The 24,701-nt window shown below is 62.0% G+C and carries 23 protein-coding genes; 15 read left to right on the top strand and 8 right to left on the bottom strand.

Annotation, left to right across the window (positions count from 1 at the left end; all coding sequences use genetic code 11):
* Positions 1 to 4: 4 nt before the first annotated feature.
* Positions 5 to 397, top strand: a complete 393-nt coding sequence (locus DOM27_RS17595) for a gamma-glutamylcyclotransferase family protein (RefSeq protein ID WP_110658170.1) — start codon at positions 5 to 7, stop codon at positions 395 to 397.
* Between the two features lie 45 nt (positions 398 to 442).
* On the opposite strand, the gene DOM27_RS17600 is transcribed toward DOM27_RS17595, so the two are convergent.
* Positions 443 to 1,198, bottom strand: a complete 756-nt coding sequence (locus DOM27_RS17600; protein ID WP_110658172.1) for a FadR/GntR family transcriptional regulator — start codon at positions 1,196 to 1,198, stop codon at positions 443 to 445.
* Between the two features lie 237 nt (positions 1,199 to 1,435).
* Between DOM27_RS17600 and DOM27_RS17605 the strand changes: the two genes are divergently transcribed.
* From DOM27_RS17605 to DOM27_RS17640, 8 genes are all read left to right on the top strand, one after another.
* On the top strand, positions 1,436 to 2,176 hold the full coding sequence (locus tag DOM27_RS17605) for an SDR family oxidoreductase (protein WP_110658174.1): 741 nt from the start codon (positions 1,436 to 1,438) through the stop codon (positions 2,174 to 2,176).
* Positions 2,177 to 2,304: 128 nt separating this feature from the next.
* Positions 2,305 to 3,147 carry a fumarylacetoacetate hydrolase family protein gene (locus tag DOM27_RS17610; protein WP_110658176.1) on the top strand — a complete coding sequence of 281 codons (843 nt, stop codon included), beginning with the start codon at positions 2,305 to 2,307 and terminating at the stop codon, positions 3,145 to 3,147.
* A gap of 112 nt (positions 3,148 to 3,259) precedes the next feature.
* A complete protein-coding gene (locus tag DOM27_RS17615; RefSeq protein WP_110658178.1) occupies positions 3,260 to 4,315 on the top strand; it encodes a zinc-binding alcohol dehydrogenase family protein in 1,056 nt (351 codons plus the stop codon).
* A complete protein-coding gene (locus DOM27_RS17620; RefSeq protein ID WP_110658179.1) occupies positions 4,312 to 5,970 on the top strand; it encodes a UxaA family hydrolase in 1,659 nt (552 codons plus the stop codon). The genes DOM27_RS17615 and DOM27_RS17620 overlap by 4 nt, the downstream gene beginning before the upstream one ends.
* Positions 5,967 to 7,097, top strand: coding sequence for a mannitol dehydrogenase family protein (locus DOM27_RS17625; protein ID WP_110658181.1), 1,131 nt, complete (start codon positions 5,967 to 5,969; stop codon positions 7,095 to 7,097). The genes DOM27_RS17620 and DOM27_RS17625 overlap by 4 nt, the downstream gene beginning before the upstream one ends.
* A gap of 47 nt (positions 7,098 to 7,144) precedes the next feature.
* Complete coding sequence (locus DOM27_RS17630; RefSeq protein WP_110658183.1) at positions 7,145 to 8,140, top strand: C4-dicarboxylate TRAP transporter substrate-binding protein; 996 nt, start codon at positions 7,145 to 7,147, stop codon at positions 8,138 to 8,140.
* 182 nt (positions 8,141 to 8,322) lie between these two features.
* Positions 8,323 to 8,859, top strand: coding sequence for a TRAP transporter small permease (locus tag DOM27_RS17635; protein ID WP_110658185.1), 537 nt, complete (start codon positions 8,323 to 8,325; stop codon positions 8,857 to 8,859).
* A 5-nt stretch (positions 8,860 to 8,864) separates the two neighbouring features.
* On the top strand, positions 8,865 to 10,148 hold the full coding sequence (locus DOM27_RS17640; RefSeq protein ID WP_110658187.1) for a TRAP transporter large permease: 1,284 nt from the start codon (positions 8,865 to 8,867) through the stop codon (positions 10,146 to 10,148).
* Positions 10,149 to 10,183: 35 nt separating this feature from the next.
* On the opposite strand, the gene nanR is transcribed toward DOM27_RS17640, so the two are convergent.
* From nanR to DOM27_RS17665, 5 genes are all read right to left on the bottom strand, one after another.
* The gene (gene nanR / locus DOM27_RS17645) at positions 10,184 to 10,912 is read right to left on the bottom strand and encodes a transcriptional regulator NanR (RefSeq protein ID WP_110658189.1); all 729 of its coding nucleotides are present in this window, start codon (positions 10,910 to 10,912) and stop codon (positions 10,184 to 10,186) included.
* A 62-nt stretch (positions 10,913 to 10,974) separates the two neighbouring features.
* Positions 10,975 to 12,045, bottom strand: a complete 1,071-nt coding sequence (locus DOM27_RS17650) for an Ldh family oxidoreductase (RefSeq protein WP_110658191.1) — start codon at positions 12,043 to 12,045, stop codon at positions 10,975 to 10,977.
* Positions 12,046 to 12,058: 13 nt separating this feature from the next.
* On the bottom strand, positions 12,059 to 13,438 hold the full coding sequence (locus tag DOM27_RS17655) for a TRAP transporter large permease (protein WP_110658193.1): 1,380 nt from the start codon (positions 13,436 to 13,438) through the stop codon (positions 12,059 to 12,061).
* 19 nt (positions 13,439 to 13,457) lie between these two features.
* Positions 13,458 to 14,000, bottom strand: coding sequence for a TRAP transporter small permease (locus DOM27_RS17660; RefSeq protein ID WP_110658195.1), 543 nt, complete (start codon positions 13,998 to 14,000; stop codon positions 13,458 to 13,460).
* A 72-nt stretch (positions 14,001 to 14,072) separates the two neighbouring features.
* A complete protein-coding gene (locus tag DOM27_RS17665) occupies positions 14,073 to 15,074 on the bottom strand; it encodes a sialic acid TRAP transporter substrate-binding protein SiaP (RefSeq protein WP_110658197.1) in 1,002 nt (333 codons plus the stop codon).
* 307 nt (positions 15,075 to 15,381) lie between these two features.
* On the opposite strand from DOM27_RS17665, the gene DOM27_RS17670 reads away from it, so the two are divergent.
* Together DOM27_RS17670 and DOM27_RS17675 are read left to right on the top strand one after the other, a co-directional pair.
* Positions 15,382 to 16,149 (top strand): FadR/GntR family transcriptional regulator, encoded by a 768-nt coding sequence (locus tag DOM27_RS17670; RefSeq protein ID WP_110658199.1) that lies wholly within the window; start codon positions 15,382 to 15,384, stop codon positions 16,147 to 16,149.
* 84 nt (positions 16,150 to 16,233) lie between these two features.
* Complete coding sequence (locus DOM27_RS17675; RefSeq protein ID WP_110658201.1) at positions 16,234 to 17,022, top strand: SDR family oxidoreductase; 789 nt, start codon at positions 16,234 to 16,236, stop codon at positions 17,020 to 17,022.
* Positions 17,023 to 17,159: 137 nt separating this feature from the next.
* On the opposite strand, the gene DOM27_RS17680 is transcribed toward DOM27_RS17675, so the two are convergent.
* Complete coding sequence (locus DOM27_RS17680) at positions 17,160 to 18,959, bottom strand: IlvD/Edd family dehydratase (RefSeq protein WP_110658255.1); 1,800 nt, start codon at positions 18,957 to 18,959, stop codon at positions 17,160 to 17,162.
* A gap of 174 nt (positions 18,960 to 19,133) precedes the next feature.
* A complete protein-coding gene (gene araD1 / locus DOM27_RS17685) occupies positions 19,134 to 20,141 on the bottom strand; it encodes an AraD1 family protein (RefSeq protein WP_110658202.1) in 1,008 nt (335 codons plus the stop codon).
* Positions 20,142 to 20,607: 466 nt separating this feature from the next.
* Between araD1 and DOM27_RS17690 the strand changes: the two genes are divergently transcribed.
* Genes DOM27_RS17690 through DOM27_RS17705 form a run of 4 tightly spaced genes read left to right on the top strand, consistent with a single transcriptional unit; the run spans position 20,608 to position 24,695 of the window.
* Positions 20,608 to 21,585: a tripartite tricarboxylate transporter substrate binding protein gene (locus tag DOM27_RS17690; protein WP_110658204.1), complete on the top strand. Its 978-nt coding sequence runs from the start codon at positions 20,608 to 20,610 to the stop codon at positions 21,583 to 21,585.
* 28 nt (positions 21,586 to 21,613) lie between these two features.
* Positions 21,614 to 22,087, top strand: coding sequence for a tripartite tricarboxylate transporter TctB family protein (locus DOM27_RS17695; protein WP_075563507.1), 474 nt, complete (start codon positions 21,614 to 21,616; stop codon positions 22,085 to 22,087).
* 14 nt (positions 22,088 to 22,101) lie between these two features.
* The gene (locus DOM27_RS17700; protein WP_110658206.1) at positions 22,102 to 23,643 is read left to right on the top strand and encodes a tripartite tricarboxylate transporter permease; all 1,542 of its coding nucleotides are present in this window, start codon (positions 22,102 to 22,104) and stop codon (positions 23,641 to 23,643) included.
* Positions 23,640 to 24,695 (top strand): Ldh family oxidoreductase, encoded by a 1,056-nt coding sequence (locus tag DOM27_RS17705; protein WP_110658208.1) that lies wholly within the window; start codon positions 23,640 to 23,642, stop codon positions 24,693 to 24,695. The genes DOM27_RS17700 and DOM27_RS17705 overlap by 4 nt, the downstream gene beginning before the upstream one ends.
* Positions 24,696 to 24,701: the final 6 nt, after the last annotated feature.

A 24,701-nucleotide genomic window follows, 5' to 3' on the forward strand; every position in this document is an offset into this window, starting at 1 on the left:
ATTCATGCACACCCCGGCTCTCGCTCTTCGCCGCACCGCACTGGTAGCCGTCTACGGCACCCTGAAGCGCGGGCTGCGCAATCACCACTGGCTCGATGGCGCCGAATTCGTCGGTAGCGATATCCTTACGACGGTGACCCTCTACGATATTGGCCCCTATCCTGGCGCCAAGGCCGAGCCCTCCCGAGGCGTGGAGGTCGAGGTCTTCCGCGTCGGCGTGAGTTGTCTGAAAGGCCTGGATCGGCTGGAAGACTATCGCGTGCGACGACCGAAATCCGGCGACTATGATCGCACCGTTCACGACACCGCGTTCGGCCCCGCATGGTTGTATCTTTACAACCGCGACGTCACGGGCTGTCCGGTGATTCGCCAGGGCGGCTGGCCGATAGTCGCCTGAACGACAGGATCGGGAACGAGCGCCGCCAGACCTTCGCCAAGCCGATCAAGCGTCGAAAAATACTTTCAGCACATGATCCATGTGCACTTCCATCGCTTTTCTTGCCGCGTCGGGATCGCGATTCTCGATGGCCGTCAGAATGCATTCGTGGTCGTGCTGTGATTGCCGCGGCATGTCGGTTTCCATGAACAGCTCCTGAAGGCGGCGAAACATCTTGCCGTACTGATGACCCAGCAGATGCTTGAGAGTCATCGCATAGGCGGCGTTTCCCGACGCCTCGGCGATGCGAATATGCAGTAGCCGGTCACCGGCCTGATTGCGACCGCCGTGGCGATTATCCTCGACGTTGCGCGCATAGGCGGCGCGCATCGCGACGAGATCGTCGTCGCTGGCATTGATCGCGGCCAGCGCCGCAGTCTCGGGCTCCAGATAGCGTCTCGCCTGCAGCAGCGAGAACGGCGGGATTTCCTGATCCAGATCCAGCTCGATCTCGCTGGCGAACTCCGGGTCCAGCGCCCACCCCTCCAGGCGCCGTGCCGCACTCATCACTGACGACTCGACCTCGCCCGAACGCTCCAGCACCAGCACACCATGGCCGACGCGAACCTCGACCTGCCCCACTACCTCCAGCGCGATCAGCGCCTCGCGCACCGATGCCCGGCTGACGCCAAGCTGCTGGGCCAGATCGCGCTCCGGCGGTAGCAGGCTGCCGGGCGGGAACTCACCCTGTTGAATCAATACCAATAGCTGATCGGCAATCTGTCGATAGAGCCGCTGCGCGCGAATAGTCTGGATCGGCATCCATCGATCTCCCGGTTTCATGAGCAGGACGAGTTAGACATTGGTCGCAAATTCGAACGTTTTCACCGGCCTGGCCGGGACTATTAGACGTTTGGCGATTTGCGGGCCGTTTCCACAAAGGATAATACTTGGATCAAAGGTCAGGCCTTTAGACATTAGAACCAAACCTGTGCTGAGAAGCAAAAAGCCCAGAAGCAGAAAAGTGCAGATCAAAACCGCTTTCAGGAGCCATCGGTCATGCGACTCGCCAACAAAACCGCTTTGATCACCGCCGCCGGTCAGGGCATCGGCCGTGCCACCGTCGAGCGATTCCTGGCCGAGGGGGCTCGAGTCATTGCCACCGATATCGATGCGGCCAAGCTCGAGGGGCTGGAAAACGCCCAGTGCCACGCCCTCGATGTCACCGATGCCGAGGCCGTGCGCACGCTGATCGAGTCGCTGCCGCCGCTGGACATCCTGTTCAACTGCGCGGGCACTGTGCCGAGCGGTTCGATCCTCGAGTGCGACGATGACCAATGGGCCTTCGCCCAACGGCTCAACGTCGACTCGATGTTCTACACCATACGCGCGGCGCTGCCGGCGATGCTGGACAACGGCGGCGGCAGCATCATCAACATGGCGTCGCTCGCTTCCAGCGCCAAGGGCGTGGTCAATCGCTTCGCCTACGGCACCACCAAGGCGGCCGTGGTCGGGCTGACCAAATCCGTCGCCGCCGACTATATGACTCGCGGCATCCGCTGCAATGCGATCTGCCCGGGCACGGTCGACTCCCCGTCCCTGCGCGAACGCGTCGCCGAGCAGGCGCGCCAGCAGGGCCGCACGACCGACGAGGTCTTCGCCGAATTCATTGCCCGCCAACCCATGGGTCGCCTGGGCAAGGTCGAGGAGATCGCCGCGTTGGCGACGCATCTGGCCAGCGACGAAGCGGGATTCATTACGGGGACGGTGCAACTCATCGACGGCGGCTGGTCCAATTGATCTCTTGAGTTCTCGTAGCTCCTAGCTCGTAGCTCGTAGCTCGTAGCTCGTAGCTCGTAGCTCGTAGCTCGTAGCTCGTAGCTCCCAACTAGAGTCTATTCGCTAATGCATACAGAAAAGGAAAACGCATGAAACTGCTACGCCACGGCCCCAAGGGCCAGGAAAAGCCCGGTATCGTCGATGCCAACGGGATCGTTCGCGATCTGTCCGGCCAGATCGACGACATCGCTGGCGACGTGCTCTCCGATGCGGGTCTGGCCCAGCTGGCCAAGATCGACATCGACAGTCTTCCTGAAGTGGCTGCAGGCGCGCGCCTCGGCCCCTGCGTCGGTCGTGTCGGTAAGTTCATCTGCATCGGGCTCAATTATTCCGATCATGCCGCGGAAACCGGCGCCGAAGTGCCCGCCGAGCCGGTGATCTTCAACAAGTGGACCAGCGCCATCTGCGGCCCCAACGACGACGTGGAGATCCCCCGCGGCTCCCAGAAGACCGACTGGGAAGTGGAACTCGGCGTGGTCATCGGCAAGGGCGGCCGCTACATCGAAGAAGCCGACGCCATGAGCCACGTCGCTGGCTTTTGCGTGGTCAACGATGTTTCCGAGCGCGAGTATCAGCTCGAACGTTCCGGCACCTGGGACAAGGGCAAGGGCTGCGACACTTTCGGCCCGCTCGGCCCCTGGCTTGTCACCCGCGACGAGATCGCCGATCCGCAGAATCTGGACATGTGGCTCGAGGTCGACGGCAAGCGCTATCAGAACGGCTCGACCCAGACCATGGTGTTCCAGGTCCCGCACCTGGTCGCCTATCTCAGCCGCTTCATGAGCCTGCAGCCAGGCGACGTGATCTCCACCGGCACCCCGCCGGGCGTCGGTATGGGCCAGAACCCGAAAGTCTTCCTCAAGCCGGGTCAGACCATGCGTCTGGGAATCGAAGGGCTCGGCGAGCAGCAGCAGCGCTGCGTCGAGAGCTGATAGACGGGACGCCACCCGCTGCCGACCGTGTCGGAAGGGGGTGGTAAAACATAATTGGCCTGACCATTGGGCCTATAGTCAATTTGCGATATCGCCATACTGGAGCGCTTTCATGCAAGTCGTCGTCTGTTCGAAACCGAACGAGATGGCCGTCATCGACCGGCCGGTGCCCGATTGCGCGCCCGGTGAGGCGCTGGTGGCGATCCGCCGCATCGGTATCTGCGGTACCGACATTCACGCCTTCGGCGGTAATCAGCCCTACTTCGTCTACCCGCGCGTGCTGGGTCATGAGCTCAGCGGCGAGGTGGCGGCCACTGCCGAGGATGTCGATCCCGGCCTTGTCGGCCAGTCGGTCTATGTCATTCCCTATCTGCACTGCGGCGAATGCCGGGCGTGCCGTCAGGGTCGTACCAACTGCTGTCAGAAGTTGGAGGTGATCGGCGTCCATCGCGACGGCGGGATGGCGGAGTGGCTCAACGTGCCGGCTTCGCATCTGATGCCGGTGCCGGGTCTATCGGCGGAAGCTTTGGCGCTGGTCGAATGTCAGGCCATCGGCGCGCATGCCGTGCGTCGCGGTCAGGTCGAGAAGGATGAGCTGGTCGTGGTGGTGGGTGCCGGGCCGATCGGTATCGGCGTGCTACAGGTGGCCAAGAGCCGCGGTGCGCGGGTGGCGATGATCGATACCAATCGTGATCGGCTGGCGCTTTGCCGCGACGAACTCGGCGCCGATGCCGTCTGGCATGCCGTCGAAGACGATGTGATCGCCGAGATCGAGGCGATCAACGACGGCGCCCTGGCCGATGTGGTATTCGATGCCACCGGCAACCCCCAGGCGATGAACCGCGGCTTCGATTTCGCCGGCCACGGCGGCCGCTACGTGCTGGTCAGCGTGGTCAAGGCCGACATCACTTTCAGCGATCCGGATTTCCACAAGAAGGAGCTGACGCTGCTGGGCAGCCGCAATGCCACGCGGGAAGATTTCGAGACCGTCACCCGGCTGATGGCCAGTGGCGACATTCTCACCGAGCCGCTGATCACCCACCGGGGTCGGCTCGAGGATCTGCCAGCGTTGATGCCGCAGTGGTGCGCGCCCGGCAGCGGCGTGGTCAAGGCGATGGTGACGCTCGAAAGCACAGGACACGCCGACGCGCTGGAGGGCCAGTCATGAGCGCCACCATCGGCACCGACAGCCCGGCTCGCATCACCCTGCGCATCCACCCGCGCGACAACGTGGCGGTGGCGCTGACCGACCTGCCCGCCGGTCGCCAGGTGGTCGTCGACGATCGCGATATCGCGCTGGCCGACAACGTTCGCCACAAGCACAAGTTCACGCTCAAGGCGCTGTCGCCGGGGGAGATCGTCACCATGTACGGCGTCACCGTCGGCAAGGCGACACGCGCCATTCCCGTCGGCGGCGTCATCAGCGTCGACAATGTCGCCCACGCCACGGAAAGCGACGACGTCCAGCCCGGCAGCAAGCCCTGGACACCGCCGGACGTGACCCGCTTCCAGGGCACCACGTTCGACGGCTTCCATCGACCCGACGGCAGCGTCGGCACCGCCAATCTCTGGCTGGTGATTCCGCTGGTGTTCTGCGAAAACCGCAATATCGAGGTGCTGCGTCAGTGCGTCGCCGATGCGCTGGGCGATGACCCTTATCGTGACTACAAGCGCATGGCGCGGCAGATGCTGGACGGTCTCGGAGATACTGAGCAGCGCGACGCGAGCGATCCGCTCGCCGCCGCCGCGCCAACACGCTTCCCCAACGTCGACGGCGTACGCTTTCTGACCCACACCCTGGGCTGCGGCGGCACCGACGACGATGCCGAGGCACTGTGCCAGCTACTGGCCGGCTATATCTGCCACCCCAACGTGGCCGGCGCGACGGTGCTGAGTCTCGGCTGCCAGAAAGCGCAGATTCAGATGCTCAAGGCGGCGGTGGCCGCGCGCGACCCGCAGCAGCGGCGAACGGTGGACTACTTCGACCAGCAATCCTCCCCCAGCGAAGAAGCCCTGATCCGCAATGCGCTGCAGTCGATCTTCGACGGTCTGGCGGCCGCCGACCGAATCCCGCGTCAACCGGCACCGCTGGCCAAGCTGACGCTCGGTGTCGAGTGCGGAGGATCCGACGGTTTCTCCGGCATCTCCGCCAATCCGCTGGTGGGCGGCGTGGTCGATCGCCTGGTCGCGCTGGGCGGTAGCGGCATTCTCGCCGAGTTCCCGGAGCTCTGCGGAGTCGAGCACGAGCTGGTCGCCCGCTGTACCGACGCAGATGTCGCCGGACGCTTCCGCGATCTGATGCAGGCCTATCAGCGCCACGCCGCCGCCGTGGGGGCCGATTTCTCCATGAATCCCTCGCCCGGCAACATTCGCGACGGCCTGATCACCGACGCGATGAAATCCGCCGGCGCGGCCAAGAAAGGCGGCGATGGCCCGGTGGTCGACGTGCTCGACTACACCGAGCCCCATCGTCGCCCCGGCCTGAGCCTGCTCTGCACCCCAGGCAACGATGTGGAATCGACCACCGCCCTGGCCGGCTCCGGCGCCAACCTGATCGTCTTCACCACCGGGCTCGGCACGCCCACCGGCAACCCGGTGACGCCGGTGCTCAAGATCGCCAGCAACAGCGAACTGGCCACCCGTATGCGCGACATCATCGATTTCGATGCCGGTCCCATCGTGCGCGGCGAGCGCAGCATCGACGAGCTGGCCGAGGAACTGCTGGCGCTGTGCATCGAGGTCGCCTCTGGACGTCATCGGTCACATACCCAGCGGCTCTCCCAGCACGACTTCATTCCCTGGAAGCGCGGGGTGTCGTTATGAATCTCTCGAAGCCCACGAACGACTTCCGTGATGCCGGGATCGTCCAGTTCGGCACCGGGCGATTTCTGCTCGCCCATGTCGATGTACTGGTGTCTGAATCGCGGGTAAATGGCGACAGCGACGAGCGCATTCTGGTGGTCCAGAGTTCGACGCGCGAAGAAGGCAAGCGCAAGGCGCGCCTGCTCGCCGAGCAGCGCCGCTATCCCGTGCGGATTCGCGGTCGGCGCGATGGCGAGACGGTCGATCGCGAGCAGACCGTCGACAGCATCGCCGGCTGCCTGATCGCCGCCGAACAATGGGAGGCACTCAAGCGCCACGTGGTCGAGCACGCCCGCATCATCGTTTCGAATACCGCCGACAACGGCTACGAGACTGGCGACGACTCGAGTCTCGCGCCAGTGCCGACGAGCTTCCCCGGCAAAGTGACGCAACTGCTGCGCGCACGCTTCGAAGCCGGCAACGACGGCCTGACGATCCTGCCCTGCGAGCTGATCGAGCAGAACGCCCTGAAGCTTAAATCGCTGGTGACGACAATGGCCCGCCGCGACGGTGAGGCGATGACCGATAACGCGGCGTTTCTCGACTGGCTGGACAACCGCTGCGTCTGGGCCGACACGCTGGTCGACCGCATCGTCTCGGCCCCGCTCGAGCCGCTCGGCGCGATCGCCGAACCCTATGCGTTATGGGCCATCCAGCGCCAGCCGGGCATGGCAATCCCCTGCGTCCACCCGGATGTCGAAATAGTCGATGATCTGGGCCCGCAAGCGATGTGCAAACTGCACATTCTCAATCTCGCTCACACCTATCTGGTCGATCGATGGCAGCGCGCCGGCCAGCCGGTCGAGTTCGTGCGTGAGGCAATGGAGAACGCCGCGCTGATCGACCCACTGCATGCCGTGCTCGAAGACGAAGTCCTGCCAACACTCTCTGCCGAGATATCGATGGCCCGACTGCAGGACTATCTGGGCGTGACGCTGGAGCGCTTCGCCAACCCTTTTCTCGATCATCGCCTCAGCGATATTGCCCAGAATCACACCGCCAAGCGACAGCGACGCCTGCAACCGGTGGTGGATAAAGCACGCCTTCAAGGGCGCGCCACGCCCAGGCTCGACGAGGCGTTGAGCTGATGGCGACAACACGAAGCATCCAAGACGACAACATCCGGAGCACGCCAATGATCACCCAACGATTCTTCCGCTTGACCGCCTCGCTTACCCTGGCGGGTCTGAGCACCCTGGCACTGACGGGCATGGCCCAGGCCGCCACCGAGATTCGCGTCGCCTATGGCAATCAGCCTGGAGAGCCGGTCGACGTCGCGGTCAAGGCGTGGGCGAAAAGCGTCGAGAAAGCCAGCGACGGCGAGCTAACGCTGAAAGCCTTCCCCGCCAGCCAGCTCGGTGGCGAGACCGAGGTGATGGAGCAGGCCCGGTTCGGCTCGCCGTTGATCACCATCACCGCCTACTCGAACTTCATGAGTTCGGTGCCGGATCTCGCCGTACTCGATGCGCCCTACCTGGCCGACGATTTCGACAGCAAGCTCAAGGTGTTCGACTCCGACTGGTTCGCCGAGCAGGAGAAAAAAGTCGAGGAATCCGGCTACCACATCGTGATTCCCAACAGCGTCTACGGCGTCCGTCACCTGCTCTCGCGGGAAGCGGTCTCGACGCCGGAAGATCTGGCCGGGGTCAAGATTCGGGTGCAGAACTCGCCGATGTACGTCGCCGCCATCAAGGCGATGGGCGCGGTGCCGACCCCGATGTCGCTGGGCGATGTCTATCCGGCGCTGGCCCAAGGGCTGGTGGACGGCGTCGAGAACCCGCTGCCGGTTCTTTATGGCGGCAAGTTCTACGAAGTTGTCAAGAACCTCAACCTGACCGCGCACATGCACACGGTCGCGCCGTTCGTCACCGGTGAAGCGTTCTGGCAGCAACTGAGTCCGGAAGACCAGAAGATTCTGACCGAGACGGGCCAGGAGATGGCCAAGAACCTGCGTGGCCTGGTCGAGAAAGAGACCGACAAGTCGCTACAGCAGTTGAAGGATGCCGGCGTTCAGGTTCACGAGGTCGACACCGCCCCGTTCCGCGAACGCGCCCAGAAGGAAATTCCGGCGGCATTCCCGCAGTGGAGCGAGGGGCTTTATCAGCAGGTCAGCGACATCATCAACGGCTAGTCTCGATGCCTGCGCGGACTCGGCGTCCCCAACGAATCGCGCCTTGCGACCCACATGGATGTGGGAAGTGCGATTGTTCGTCGGGAACGAACATAGCCGCTTCATCTCGCTCGGCTATCGATCCTCCTTTGTTTAACGCTGCGGCGTGAGCTGTTGCTCACGCCGTTAGGAGTTGAATATTCATGCAAACGCTTTTCAAGGCGATCGACCGCTTGATGCGGCTCGATGAGGTCATTGCCAGCCTGGCGCTGTTCGGGCTGTTCGTGGTGGCCATCGCCAATGTCTTCATGCGCTACCTGTTCTCATCGCCGCTGGCCTGGAGCGAGGAGATCCTGCAGCTGCTGATGGTGTGGGCGACGTTCCTCGGCGCCAGCGCGCTGGTTCGGCGCAACGAACACGTGCTGATCGGCCTGCTCAACGAGCGATTGCCGGCACCCGTCGCGCGCTGGAACACCCGCATTTTCAACGTCGGCATCGTCATGCTGTGCGCCGCCGCGATGCTGTTCTGGGGGCTGGAACTACTACCGTTCTCGCGTTTCCGCAGCACGCCGATGCTGCAGATTCCCTACTACTGGATTCACGTCGCCATTCCGATCAGTGCCGCCATGATGCTCTACCACGGCCTGGTACGCCTGATCACCAATGATCGGCTGGTTACCAGTGACCAAAACATGGCGTCCCCGGCAGCGATTCCCGAGACCGCCGCCACCAAGGAGTGATAGCAATGGCCGTTGGAATCGCGCTCGTCGCGCTCTTCGTTCTGTTCTGCCTGGGTACGCCGGTGGCCTTCGCCCTGTTCGCGTCGAGCCTGGCCTATTTTCTGATCGGCGCCGACCAGCCGATGGTGACGCTGATCCAGCGCCTTGCCGGCGGGCTCGAGTCGATTTCGCTACTGGCGATTCCGTTCTTCATCATGGCCGGGGTGTTCATGAACCACTCCGGTATCACCGAGCGCCTGCTGACGCTGGCCGAGCTGATGACCCGTCGAATGCATGGCGGTCTGGCTCAGGCCAACGTGCTGTTGAGCACCTTCATGGGCGGTCTTTCCGGCTCCAACATCGCCGACGCGGCCATGAACGCCAAGCTGCTGGTGCCGAGCATGACGGCCGCCGGCTATCCCAAGGCGTTTTCGAGTGCAATCACGGCCTCGTCGTCGCTGATCACCTCGACCATTCCGCCGGGGATCGCGCTGATCGTCTACGGCTACGTCAACAATGTCTCCATCGGCCGGCTGTTTCTCGCCGGTGTGGTGCCCGGCGTGCTGATGGCGGTCGCGATGATGGTGCTGGTCTCGATCCAGTGCCGCCGTCTCGGCTATCAGAAGCCGCGTCGCGAACGCGTATCGCGCCACGAATGGATCAGCGTCACCCGTGCCGGGATCATCGCCCTGCTGCTGCCGGTGGTGGTGATCGGCGGGATTCGCGTCGGTGTCTTCACGCCGACCGAAGCGGGCGCGATGGCCGTGCTTTACGCCCTGATCGTCGGGCTATTCGTGTATCGGCAGATGGGGCTGGGCAGTATCGCCGTGGCGACGCAGGAATCGCTGATGGCCTCGGTCAACGTGCTGTTCATCATCGCGGTGGCCTCGGGCTTCGCGCGCGTGCTGACCTGGGAGCAGATCCCCCAGCAGATCGCGCTGATGCTGTCGTCGGGAGTGGGTAGCGCCGTGGCGTTTCTGCTGATCGCCAACGCCCTGCTGCTGATCCTGGGCATGTTCCTCGAAGGAAACGCGATCCTGATCGTGCTGTCGCCGCTGCTGGCGCCCGTGGCGGCGCAGTTCGGCATCGATCCGGTACATTTCGGCATCGTGTTCATTCTCAACGCCTCGATCGGCACGATCACGCCCCCACTAGGGACGGTGATGTTCACCACCTGCAGCATCACCGGCGTTTCGATAGGCGCCTTCATTCGAGCGATCGTGCCCTACTGGCTGCTGCTGGTCGCTTTGCTGCTGGTGGTGACGTTCGTGCCCGCGGTATCGCTGACGCTGCCCAACTGGGTGTTTTGAACCCATTGACCACGCTTGCATTGCCGTCTTGGCGATCAGGGTACTTCCGGTTCGGACAGACGTTTCTTGAGTTGACGGTAGGTACCGTAGTGGCGGTCGAGATGTCGCCGCATCGCGGATTCGGCGGCATCCGGGTCCCCCGAGGCGATAGCCTCGACGATCTCGGTATGCGCCTTCAATGCCGCATGATCCTCGCCCAGGCGCTGCAAGGCCTGGGCGCGGCGGTCATCGAGCCATTCCGAAAGCGCCTCGTGTACCGCATTGAAGATCGGGTTGCGGGCGATGCCCGCCAGTACACCATGAAAGTCGTTGTCACTGCGCTTAAAGCGCGCCTCGTCGCCCAATGCCTGGCGATTCTCCTCAATCGCTCGATGTAGGCTGTCGATCTCCTCCTCAGAAGCATGTTCCGCCGCGTAGCGAGCCAAGGAAATCTCGAACATGGCACGGGCTTCCTGGAAATACTGCTGACCGTCAGACTTGGATAAAAGTTGACGAGTGACGCCCGACAAGCGTGTCATGACGGCGTCGGCTGTGGGTCGGATGACGCGCGCTCGGGTCCCGCTGTTAATGGCGATCAAGCCCAGGCGCTGCAGGTAGAACAGTGCCTCGCGAACCGCCGGTCGTCCCACGCCGAACTGCTCCATCAGCTGGCGCTCGGTGGGCAGCTGATCGTTCTCCTTGAGGCGCCCTTCGAGAATATCTCTCTCGAGTTGCTCGGCAACCTGTTCGGAGAGCGTCTTGCGTTCCACCTTGTATCTCGTCATGCGTTGCGACTCCTCGCCAAAATCACCTGACGGCTATGTTACTGCATGGCGGCAGACCCGCCCTACATTAGCGTCGGCGATGGCACCTCAAGCTCCTCTGCCAGTTGCCGGTAAGCTGCCAGGTTGGCGGCGTCCAACGGAATGCCCTCAGCATCACGGTGAGCCTGGCAACGCCATTCTCGGTCTCCCGGGGCAAGTATCTCCTCTCCTGCCAGCGCCGGCTGGGCGCGCAGGTCCTCGAGATAAGCGACGATGGACTTCTCGTAAATGGCCCGATCGGTGAAGGCTCCAGGATGCATGACTAGAAAGAAATGCCCGACGCCGCGCGGTGTCGACATGTCCGGGCTGTTCATCGGCAGCATGCGGAAGCCATGAACCATGCCTGTCAGGGTGGCGCTGAGCACCTCCACCATGCCGCCAAGACCGGCGCCCTTGAAGCCGAAGTCGAGGCCGCCGAGCGGCAACAGCGAGGCGGCAGCCTGCGGGTCGGTGGTAAGCTCGCCGCGCAGGTCGACCACCACGTTAGCGGGCAACTCGCGGCCGATGGCGTTGTATTGCTTGACCCGGTTCCAGGGGATCGCGCTGGTCGCCATGTCGAGCAGATAAGGCTGGCTATCCGGTACCGACGCAGCAAAGGCGATCGGGTTGGTGCCATGAAACGGCCTCTGCCCTCGATGCAAGCTGACCAATGCGTCGGCGTTGCAGAAGGACAGGCCGATGTACCCTCGGCGCGCTGCCTCAAGAGCGTAGCAACCGGCCGCTCCGAAGTGCGACGAGTTGGCTACCGCCACGGCGCCGATACCGGCCGTTTCGGCTAGCTCGATGGCATGCTCGATGGCGGTATAGCCCGCCTGGTGGCCGAAGCCGTCGTCGGCATCCAGGTAGCCCGTGGCCGGCATGCGCTGGGTAAACGCCATCGTTGGGCGCGCCTTGATTCGGCCGCCCTGCACGGCCTTGACGTAATGCGGTAACAGGCGCAGGCCATGGCTATCGGTGCCCATTCGCGAAGCAGTCACCAGGGCTCGGGTAACGGCGTCGGTGGCGGCAACATCGATGCCGCAGCATCGCAGCACTCCTCGCATGAAGGTTTCCAGTTCCGCCACGGCAACGCGAGCGACAGTGTCATTCGGCATGATTCGCCCCTCTTCAACGGTAGATGAGTTCGGGCAGCCACATGGACAGCGCTGGAATGAAGGTCACCAGCAGCAGCGCAATCAACAATGGCACCAGGAATGGCAGGGTCCCGCGCATGCAGCGCTCGAAGGGAATGTTAGAGACTCGCGACAGCACGTAGATCACCATGCCTACCGGGGGCGTCAGCAGGCCGATCATCAGATTGAGAACCATGATCACGCCGAAGTGGACTGGATCGACACCCGCATTCACCGCCACCGGCAGCAATACCGGCACCAGAATAGTAATTGCCGCGATGGTTTCCATGAAGCAGCCCACCACGATCAACACCAGGTTGATGAGTAGCAATACCATGATAGGGCTGTCGGCGAACGGGCCGAACAGCCCGATGACCTGTTCGGTGACCTGGTTGCTGGTCAAGATCCAGGCGAAGATCGACGCGCCGGCAACGATCAGCAGAATGATCGCGGTGGTCTCGATGGTTTCCAGGCTGACCTGTACCAGCCGGCGCCAGGTCAGAATGCGATAGACCGCCATGCCCAGGAACAGCGCGTAGGCCGAGGCGGCAATCGCCGCCTCGGTCGGTGTGAACATGCCGCTGATGATGCCACCGACGATGATCACAGGCGTCAGCAGCGACAGGAATGCGCGGGCGAAGGTCACACCTAGCGTCTTTAAGACGAACGCGGCATCGCGCTGGTAGCCGCGCCGACGCGCCAGGATGGCGATCATGATCATCAGCACGACGCCCATCAGCAGCCCCGGGATCAGCCCGGCGACGAACAGCTGTCCCACCGAGGCGCCGGCCATCACGCCATAGATGACCATCGGCAGGCTGGGCGGGATGATCGGCCCGATGGTCGACGAGGCGGCCGTGATGCCGACCGCGAATTCCTCATCGTAGCCGGCATCGCGCATGGCCTTGATCTCGATCGTGCCCAGCCCGCCAGCATCGGCCACCGCCGCGCCCGACATACCCGAAAAGACGATGCTCGCGCCGACGTTGACATGGCCCAATCCGCCACGCATCCAGCCCATCAGGGCGAGGGCGAAGTCGAAGATACGCTGGGTGATACCGCCGTTGTTCATCAGGTTGCCGGCCAGGATGAAGAACGGAATCGCCAGCAGTGGAAAACTGTCCACGCCGCTGATCATGCGGTGGGCGATGACGATATCCGGCACCTGCCCGCTGAAATAGACATACAGCAGGCACGAGCCTGCCAGGCAGATGGCGATGGGCAGCCCTATCACCAGAAGGGTGAACAGCGAGGTGAACAGGAAGGCAATGTAATGGCCCTGGAGCGCCAGAATGATACAGCAGAGCACCGCAAGCGCGGCGATCACGGGCGCGATCAGCGAGCGACTACGGCGAAGGCTTAGCATGTTGGGCATGGCAGGCTCTTCCTTATTGTTATCGATCGTCGGTCGAAATCAGCAGCTCACTGGTGCCTTCACGCCAATGGTGGACCGCCACCTGAACCGCGCGGAACAGCATCAGCGCAAATCCAACCATCACCACGTAATAGAGATAGCTCTTGGGGACATCCACCGAGACCATCATCGCCTGCGTGCGTCCGGCCAGACCGTAAGTGATCCAGGCGGCAACGGCGAAAAACAAGATGCGGACAATATCGACCAGGGTCGACAGCAGGCGTCCTATCGCCGTTGGCATGTACCGATAGAAGAAGCCGACCATGATGTGTGAATTGTTGCGCACAGCCATCGCCCCCCCCAGGAAGCAGACCATAATCAACAGGTAGCGGGCGATTTCCTCGGTCCAGGCGATCGAGTCGCCGAGTACGTAACGGCTGAAAAATTGCAGGAAGACATCCAGCGCCAGCAGCCAGAAGACACCTAGCGTGATGTAATCCTCGATACGGTAATTGCGCGGGTCGAACTCCTCTTCCATGCCACTGAGCAGTTGTTCCTCGCGGGGCAGACGTTCTTCGGTCATGGTCGGCTCCAGGCCCCACCGGCGGCTGGCCAGGTGGGGCAACGGGTTATGGTCAATTGCCGTAAAAGCCGATTATTGGCCGAGTGCTTGCAAGCGGTCGTAAGTTGCCTTGTCCCAGGTTGCGGAATCACCGTTGAGATAGGGGATGACCGCTTCGCGGAACGGCTCGGTATCCACCTTGTTGACAGTGACTCCCTGGTCTTCGAACCAGGCCACTAAATCCTTCTCCGACTGGCGAACGTCCTGGGTGATCTTCTCGCCCGCTTCCGTATAGACATCACGGAAGATCTGCTTGTCCTCGTCCGAGAGGCGGTTCCACAGCGGCCCGCCGGCGATAGTGATTAGCGAGTCGGTAATGTGGCCGGTGAGGTTGATGTAATCCTGCGTTTCATAGAACTTCTTGGCCTTGATGGTCAGCAACGGATTCTCCTGAGCATCGACCACGCCCTGTTGCAGGGCCAGATAGACTTCGGCAAAGGCGATCGGGGTCGGATTGGCACCAACGGCCTCGGGGAAAAGCATGTAAAGGGGGGCATTGGGCGTACGGATCTTCAGTCCCTGCATGTCCTCGGGGGTGTTGATCGGCTTGTTCGACGTGACATGGCGCTTGCCGTAGTAGTTCATGGCCAGCGGTACGTTGCCGGTTGCATCCTCGTACCCCTTGGCGATCTCCTTGAATAGATCGCTGTCGGCGTAAGCCTGCCAGTGATCGAAATCCCGGAACATGTAGGGAGCACCGGCGATGCCGATCGGTCCGTAGGAGCGGGCGGCAAACTGATTGCCGGTGTAGATCAAATCGACGGTACCCAACGATAGGGCTTCGTTGATATCCGCTTCCTTGCCCAGCGATGAAGCGGGATACACTTCGACGCTATAGCGTCCATCGGTGCGTTTCTCGATCTCATCGGCAGCCCACAGCGCCCATTTTTGGTAGGGCGTCGAGGCTTCATAGACGTGAGCGAACTTGAGCGTCTCCTGGGCCTGGACCATGCCGCAGACAGTGATCCCGGCCAGCAGCAGTGCTGTCGAGGCCCAGCGATTGAGCAGCTTGGAGCTGGTGTGCGTATTACCCATCTTGTTGTTCTCCTTATCGGACAGGGCAGGCGTAGCGCCTGTTGCAGCAAGCCTGGATGGCTGAATGTATACGTGTCATACCATCATAAGAAAATCTAGCCACTGCCACACCGCGCCGCAATGCCGTGGGTATTATCCTCTGGTCGTAGATGCCTCGAGTTTTTTGAATGAATACCCAACTACGACCATGGCCGTATGTCGACCTTTGTCGGTCGCAAAGCGGGTAACTGGGTGGGTAAGATGGAGTTGAGATAGCCAATGTTGACCATACGGCTTAACCGACTTCGACTGCCGAGAACCGATTTTCGTGAAGGACGCGCCAACACCCCGTTCCCCTCAACGCCCCAGCGTCGCTGAAGCACTGGCTAAGGAAATCTTCGCCGGGCAGTACCAGCCCGGCGATTTCGTTCCCAAGGAGATCGATCTCTGCGATCAGTTCTCGCTCAACCGTTCGGCAGTACGCAGCGATCTACGTCGGCTGGTCGATGCCGGCATCATCGAGCGTATCTCCGGCTACGGCTCTCGAGTCCGCGCCTATTCCGAGTGGAATATTCTCGATCCGCAGGTGACCGACTGGATGGTTCAGTTCGCCACGCCCAATCCCGGCATCCAACGCGAGATCCTGACTTTCAGGCTCGACGTCGAACCCTATGTGGCGATGACGGCAGCCAAGCGCGCCACGGCGCGGGATCTGGTGGCGATCGAAGAAGCCTTCGAAGGCATGGGCCATGACTTCTACAATCCGGAATCGTCCAATCGGGGGCGCCTGCACAGCGACCACGACGTCGCGTTTCACGTCGCCATCTTCAAGGCGACGCACAATATCGTCTGGACCCAGCTGTCGCATATTCTGCGTCCCTCGATTCATCTGCTGGTGCAGACATCCAACGTCAGCGCCAGCGATCCCGAGCAGAGTCTGGAGCGCCACCGGCACTTGATGGAGTGCATTCGTACCCGGCGGCCGCGGGAAGCGTTCTTCGCGTCGGTAGCGGTGCTGGAAGGCACCGCCGACGCGCTGGGGATGGAAATGCCGGAAACCTTGCTGGGCGAGGTGCCGGCGGCTCTCGCCCGCTGACCGCATCGCCGGATACCCGTTCGCTGCGGACTTCGCACGCCGTGCCCGCGACGCCCGTATTGATCTCACGAGAGGAAAAACACCATGGATTTCGGTATTCGCGGCCGTTGGGCCATCGTCTGTGCAGCCAGCCAGGGTCTGGGTAAAGGTTGCGCGATTGCACTGGCGAAAGAAGGCGTCAATCTGGTCATCAACTCCCGTCGTGAGGATACGCTCGATGCGGTTGCCGCAGAGCTACGCGAACTGGACGCGACGATCGAGGTACGCCCGATCGCCGGCGATATCGGCGACCCGCACGTCCAGAAAGCCCTGCTCGCCGCCTGCCCTCAGGTCGACATTCTGATCAACAATAACGGCGGGCCGCCGCCCGGAGACTTCCGCGACTGGACCCGAGAGGACTGGCTAGCGGCGGTAGAGGCCAACATGCTCACGCCCATCCTGCTGATTCAGGCTTGCGTCGATGGCATGGCAGCACGGGGCTTCGGTCGCGTCGTCAATATCACCTCCTCGGCCGTGAAGGCCCCGATCGACGTGCTCGGGCTGTCCAACGGCGCGCGTAGCGGGCTGACCGGGTTCGTTGCCGGCACCGCTCGCCAATCGAGTCTGGCCAGCCGCAACGTGACCCTCAACAATCTGCTGCCGGGCGCTTTCGACACTCAGCGCCTGAGAGGCGGCATCGACAAGGCCGCCAGCAAGAGCGGTCGCTCCCACGAGGAGGTGGCCCAATCTCGTATGGACGCCATTCCTGCCGGGCGCTTCGGCAACCCCGAAGAGTTCGGTCAAGTCTGCGCCTTTCTCTGCAGCCAGCAGGCCGCCTACATGATCGGACAGAACGTGCTGCTCGACGGCGGTGCCTATCCCGGTACTTTTTAAGGCGCCCGAAGCCGCGCCTCTATCCTGGTCGAGGCATCCGCAGCAGCGTCTCTACCTTGGTCGAGGCGCTCGGAAACGAAAGCGCCGAGCGGCAAAGCTCGGCGCTGGTAGTTGTCGGCTGCCCGCGTCGGCCGAGGTCAGTGATTGTCGCGCGGCAGATCCCAGGCAATCGCCCGATATTTGGTGGCCGGTGCCAACGTCATCCCGCGATCAAGCTGTTCGACCATCGAGCGCTGAATCTCCTGCCATGGCGTCTGATGATCGCGATAGGGATAACCGCCGCTGGCTTCGAGCTTGGCGCGTCGTGCCGCCAGTTCTTCCGCATCGACCAGCAGGTTGGCCTCGCCACGGTTGAGATCGATACGGATCCGGTCGCCGCTCTCCAATAGCGCAAGACCACCGCCCGCTGCCGCTTCCGGCGAGGCGTTGAGAATCGACGGCGAACCCGATGTTCCCGACTGACGTCCGTCGCCCAGACACGGCAACGATTCGATACCGCGCTTGATCAACGCTTCTGGCGGTTGCATGTTGACCACTTCGGCACCACCGGGGTGGCCAACCGGGCCAGCGCCACGCATCACCAGGATGGTGTTCTCGTCGATCTCGAGCGCTGGGTCATCGATGCGTGCGTGGTAGTCCTCGGAGCCGTCGAACACCACGACCTTGCCCTCGAACGCATCGAGGTCATCGGGGTTGGAGAGATAACGGCGACGAAAATCTGCGGAGATGACGCTGGTCTTCATCAGCGCCGAGTCGAACAGGTTGCCTTTGAGGTTGATGAACCCAGCGTCCGCTACCAGCGGATTGGCGTAGCGCAGGATGACGTCCTCGTCCTGCGTCTCCTGACCAAAGCAGTTGTCGTGCAGCGTGCGGCCGTTGACGGTCAGCGCATCGCCGTGAAGTCGCCCGGCCGTCAGCAACTCATGCACCACCGCTGGAACGCCGCCCGCCCGGAAGAACTCTTCGCCCAGATAGGCCCCCGCTGGCATCACGTTGGCCAGCAGCGGAATGTCGTGGCCGAGTCGCTGCCAGTCGTCGTTGCTCAGCTCGATTCCGGCATGGCGCGCGATCGCGTTGATATGCACCGGGGCGTTGCTCGAACCACCCAGCGCCGAACACACCACGATGGCGTTCTCAAACGCCTCTCGGGTCAGGATATGGCTGGGGCGCAGGTCTTCCCACACCATTTCGACGATGCGCGCCCCGGTGGCATAGGCGACCATCGGCCGCTCCTTATAGGGCGCGGGGATCATTGCCGAACCCGGCAGGCTCATGCCCAGCACTTCGGCCATCGAGTTCATGGTCGAGGCCGTACCCATGGTGTTGCAGTGCCCCACCGACGGCGCCGAGTCGGCGATCCGGGCCAGGAATTCGGGATAGTCGATCTCGCCGGTCGCCATTCGCTTGCGTAGCTCCCACACGATAGTGCCGGAACCGACACGGTCCTTGCCGCGCCAGCCGTTTAGCATTGGTCCGCCGGAAAGCACGATTGCCGGAATATCGGCCGTGGCGGCCGCCATCAGGCAAGCCGGCGTGGTCTTATCACAGCCGGTGGTCAGGAGAACGGCATCGAGCGGATACCCGTGAAGCACCTCGACCAGCCCCAGATAGGCGAGATTGCGATCCAGCGCCGCCGTGGGCCGGCGCACGTTCTCGTGAATCGGATGTAACGGAAATTCGAACGGAACGCCGCCAGCAGCGCGAATGCCCGCCTTGACTCGTTCAACCAGTTGAATGTGGTGGCGGTTGCAGGGCGTCAGATCTGAACCGGACTGAGCGATACCGATGATCGGCTTGCCGGACGAGAGTTCTTCCAGCGTGATGCCATAGTTCATGTACCGTTCGAGACATAGCGCGGTGGTACCGGCGTGATCGGGGTTATCGAACCACCAGCGCGATCGCAGTTGTTCGGGGGTTCGGCGGGGACGCTCACTCATGATCGGGGCTCTCGCAGAGTTGGCACAGGCTTGGTCGGCGAGCCAGCGCCGATCGGCAGATGCGGCCGTCGCTGGATCGTCGTCGGTGACAGGGAAACGCGTTGCTGACATTGACCTGAAAGTCAGTTGAACACGCGGGTGGCTAACGCGAGCAATCCATTCGCGCTGGGCGCATTACAGCGTTTTCGCAGCGGAATACCCGAAATCCGCTTCGCTGCCGAGCGCGTTGCGCAAGGGCCGACCCAGCGCCGGCAGGTCGATCTCGTAGCGATCGCCGGGCTCGACGACGATCTTGTCGGCAAAGCTCAGCGTGGCGGTGCCGAAGAAGTGCACATGGACGTCACCAGGCCGACGAAAGTTGCGGTACTTGAAGTGGTGATGTTCGAGGTTCGCCAGGCTGTGCGCCATGTTGCCCTCGCCAGTCAAGAACGGCTTTTCCCATAGCGTTTCGCCATCGCGCACGATGCGACTGGTGCCTTCCAGGTTCTCCGGCAGCTCGCCAATGAAAAGCTCCGGACCGAAACTGCAGGCGCGTAGCTTGGAATGTGCCAACCACAGGTAGTTGAAACGCTCGGTGATGTGATCAGAGAACTCGTTGCCGATGGCATAACCGACGCGCCATGGCTGCCCGCTCTTGCCGATCACGTAAAGGCCCGCCAGTTCCGGTTCTTCGCCGGCATCCTGAGCGAAAGACGGGGACGGGATATCGGTTTCCGGTGCCACCACGCAGTCACCATCCCCCTTGTAGAACCACTCCGGTTGCGGTCCGACCTCGCCCGTCTGCGGCTTGCCGGCCTCGACACCCATGCGGAACATGCGCATCGAATCGGTCAGCTCACTATCGTCGACCTTGTCAGACGAGGACATAGCAGCGGCGTGCATCGCCGAACGAGTATCGGCGCTACCGAGATGCGTGAGGCCGGTGCCGGTGACCAGGCAGTGCGCAGGGTCCGGGTGCGTCAGCGGCGGCAGCAAGCGGCGCTCGTCGATGAGCTGTGCATAGTCTAGGCGCGCCTCGGTCAGCGCTGATTCGACTATCGACGTCAGCGACTTGCCTTCGTCGATGGCGCGCCTGGCCAAGCCGTAGACGCCATCATCAGCATTGACGACCTGGACCTCCCGCTCGTTCAGGACCACTGCCACGGTCAGTCGATCATCGTTCAGACACTGTATCAGGCGCATTACCTACCTCCTCGAGTTAACTACGATTCGCACTACCGATTCGCACCACCGCGCTAACGTCCCTCAGCGGCAATCCAGTTCAGTGAACGCGTTCACTGAATGCGGCGCAACAACCACCCATGACGACGCCATGCCTATGTTGAACATATGACAGATAAGTACAACATAGACTTTCGGAGCAAATACGCTCAACGCGAACCAGCGTAATCTAGATACGACGGCCAACCCTCGACATCTGTTCCTCATCGGTTTTATTGCCGAATGATGTTGATAAATCAAGGCAAAATAGAACGCCTAAACAGGATCTTTATGGCTATCTCTAAATAGATCGTTCTGCCTTGTGGGCGGCAGTAATACCAATGTCTAGCCAATACGCTTATTGCATTCAATAGTCATAAACCATAGCTTCATTGAGCGAAAAGCCCGTCAATAACCACACAAAATATCGCTCCCCAGGAGATACGCCATGAAGACGTCGATCACCCGAACTCATCTCGCAGGATTGCTGGGCCTGTCGTTGCTGCTGCCACTGCCGGCAATGGCGGACTATCCCGAAAAACCGATCACGCTGATCGTCCCCTGGGCCGCGGGCGGCGGAACCGACGCCACCGCCAGAACCATCGCCGCGGCACTGGAAGAGGAACTCGGTCAGACGGTCAACGTGGTCAACCGCACCGGCGGGAGCGGTGTGGTGGGACATACGGCCATGACGATGGCCAAACCCGATGGCTATACCCTTGGCCTGATCACCGGCGAGATCAACATGATGCACTGGCAGGGGCTGACGCAGCTGACCTACAAGGACTACACCCCCATCGCCCAGATCAACTATGACTACGCTGGCATCCAGGTTGCCGCCGATGGCCCGTTCGACTCTGTCCAATCACTCGTCGATCAGGTCAAAAGCGAACCCGCTCGAACTTATACCGCTTCCGGCACCGGCCAGGGGGGCGTGTGGCACCTGGCTTTCGCCGGTTTCCTGCTGGATCAGGGCCTGGAAGCCGACCGCGTCTCCTGGATTCCCAGCCAGGGTGCTGCACCGGCGATGACCGAGATGGCCGCCGGCAGTATCGACATCGTCCCCAGCTCGGTTCCCGAAGGGCGTTCGATGGTCGACGCTGGCAAAGCCAAGAGCCTGGCAATCATGGCACCGGAGCGACTCGACAGCTTTCCCGACGTACCCACGCTGAAAGAAGCTATCGGCAGCGACTACACCATCGGTGAATGGCGAGGTATCGCCGGCCCGAAGGGTATGGACCCGGCCGTCGTCGATACGCTCGAGAAAGCGGTCGAAGCTGCCTACAACAGCGACACCTACCAGAGCTTCATGTCCAAGCAGGGGTTTGGCACGGAGTGGCGCGGTGCGGACGATTTCGGCAAGTTTATGGCCGAACAGGATGAACGCTTCGGCAAGATCGTCGAGCAGGTAGGCCTGGCCAAGTGATCCGACGACCCGACCGGGAGACGACTTCATGAGAGACTTCCTGCTCGGACTGGCGTTCGTGATCGGCGGCGGCGTGGTCATCGCCGTCGCCCGGACCTATCCAACGATGCCTGCCCTGCAGTTCGGGCCTTCACTGTTCCCCTCACTGATCGGCGGGGGAATGGTGATCGGCGGACTGGTGCTGGCGTTGACTCGGGTCGGTCGGCTCAGGAGCGCGTTTGCCGGTCCCCGTTCCCAGACGACGAGCTATGACTATCGCAGCCTGTTGATCTCGCTGCTGCCCTGCGCGCTGATCGTGTTCTATATCCTGACCAGCGAGTTCCTGGGCGCTCCTCTATGCATGGCATTGAGCATGCTGCTCCTGATGCAGGTGCGTGGCGCCAAGCTGTGGCTTTCTCTGATCGTATCGATCGTTATCGCAGCGGCGATCTATCTGCTGTTCTCCCGCTACCTGCTGATCCCGCTGCCGGAAGGCACCCTGCTCTCTCAAATCTTACCTTAGCCTGGTGATCGCTCATGGACGCTTTTCTACAAGGCCTGGCAATGGTGTTCAACGCCCAGACGATGCTGGTCATCGTCGCGGCGTCCGTATTCGGGCTGTTCGTCGGTGCCATTCCTGGCTTGACCGCCACCATGGCGGTGGCGCTGCTGGTGCCGATCACGTTCTATATGGATGCGACCCCGGCCATTGCCGCTATCGTCGCGACGTCGGCGATGGCGATCTTTGCCGGTGACATTCCCGGAACCTATCTCAATATTCCCGGCACGCCAGCTTCGGCGGCCTATGTCGGAGAATCCTACCGGCTCGCCCAGAAGGGCCGAGCTCGGGAAACACTGGGCACCAACCTGGTCTGCTCGGTCATCGGTGGCCTGTTCGGTACGCTGGTACTGGTTTTCGTCTCGCCTTCGCTGGCGGAGATGGCGCTCAACTTCAGCTCGTTCGAATACTTCTGGCTCGCGCTGCTCGGCCTGAGCAGCTCGATCTTCATTGCCATCGGCTCAAGGGTCAAAGCGTTCCTTTCGCTGACGGTGGGCCTGCTGCTGTCAACGGTCGGTCTCGACATGATGAGCGGCGCGCCGCGCTTCACCTTCGGCGTGCCCGATCTGATGGCCGGGGTCAACTTCATTCCGGTAATGATCGGCATGTTCGCGCTCAATGAGATCATGATGTTCTACGGCTCGCGGACGGAAGCACGCCACGTTCCGGTGATGACCAAGGATAGCGTCTTCTCCATGGCGCCGAAGCATATCAGGACCTACTGGCGCAACATTCTGCGCGGCAGCTCATTGGGCACTTTGATTGGCGCCTTGCCAGGTGCCGGTGCAGATATCGCAGCCTGGATCGCTTACGCGATGGGCAAGAGTCGCTCCAAGGAGAAAGAGAAGTACGGTACCGGCCATATCGAGGGTATCGTCGATGCCAGCTCCGCCAACAACTCCGGTATCAGCGGGGCCTGGGTCCCGGCACTGGTATTCGGCATCCCCGGGGATACCATCACCGCCATCGTGATCGGCGTGCTTTACATGAAGGGCATGAATCCCGGCCCGACGATCTTCATGAATGGCGGCGGTCAGGTCTACGCCCTGTTCACGGTGTTCTTCGTCGCCAACCTGATCATGCTGCCCATCGGCTATCTCGCCATTCGGGCCTCGAAGGTCTTCATTCTGACTCCACGCAAGATGCTGATGCCGTTGATCCTGAGTTTCTGCATCGTCGGCGCCTTCGCCATCAACAATTCGATCACCGATATCTGGATCATGCTGATCATCGGGATGGTAGCGTTCGTGCTGGCACGCAACGACTTCCCCATGGCACCTGCCATTCTCGGACTGGTACTCGGCAGTACGCTGGAAAACAGCTTCATGAGTTCGATGCTGAAATCCAATGGCGACATGCTGGCCTTCTTCGAGCGTCCCATCAGTGCCGCGCTGGGCGCACTGGTCATTCTGATCTGGGTACTGCCGTCGCTGATCCGGCTGTTCCGCCACTGGCGCCGTCCATCGCAATCTTCTCCCGAAAACGATCGCAAAAACTATCGCAAGCCGAGGTCTTCATGACACGTTATGACGCCGCCAACCTGCGCTCTACGCTAACCACTCTGTTCGCGGAAAACGGCGCGAGCCCCGAGGTTGCGGAAACCACCGCACGCATTCTGGTCGAGGGGGATCTGCTCGGACATCACACCCACGGAGTGAAATTGGCCAATGGCTACCTCAAGGATCTCAAGGCGGGCCATGCCTGCGGAGATCACGAGCGGCTCGAGATTCACCAGAACAGCCCGGTCGCGGCGCTGTTCGATGGCCACTATCTGCTGGGCCCCTATCTCGTTCAACGCGCGCTGGATCATTGCCGCGAAGCCGCCAGCGCCTTCGGCATCGGCATGGTCAGTCTCAAGCGCTCGCATCACATCGCCTGCCTGGCGGCCTACCTGCAGCCGCTGGTCGAGGCCAATCTGATTCCGCTGATCCTGACCTCGGATCCAGCGGTCGCTTCGGTGGCGCCCTACGGCGGCCTGGACCGTGTTTATACGCCCAATCCCCTGGCCATCGGCATCCCCGGGCGCGAGCAGCCGCTGCTGATTGATGTCAGCATGTCGACCATCACCAATGGCACTGTAGGCAAGACTCGCGCTGCCGGCGATAAACTGGACCATCCCGCGATCCTGACCGGCCATGGCGAGGTCAGCGATGACCCCGAGGATTATTTCGCCTCCCCCGAGGGCAGTATCCTACCGCTGGGCGAACTGGCGTTCGGTCACAAGGGCTTCGCGCTGGGGTTGATGGTCGAGGCCTTGACCTCGGCGCTGTCAGGCTTCGGCCGCAAGGACTCGCCCGAGGGCTGGGGTGCCTCGGTGATGGTCATGGTGATCGATCCGGCCCGCTTCGGCGGCACCGAAGCGTTTCTCGACGAAACCGATCATGTGGCCAAACGCTGCCTCGCCAGCCGTCCGCGCGATCCCGACAAGCCGGTACGCATGCCCGGTCAGTCCGGCATGGCCCGACGCCAGGACGCTCTCGCTAACGGTATTTCTTTGCCGACGGATGTGATCGATGCCATGCGGGACGCCGTGGCAGACTCATCTCTGGCAGGCACGACCCCGTTCGGCTGACCATTC

This window comes from Salinicola halimionae (genome assembly GCF_003206065.1).
Lineage (GTDB): Bacteria > Pseudomonadota > Gammaproteobacteria > Pseudomonadales > Halomonadaceae > Salinicola > Salinicola halimionae.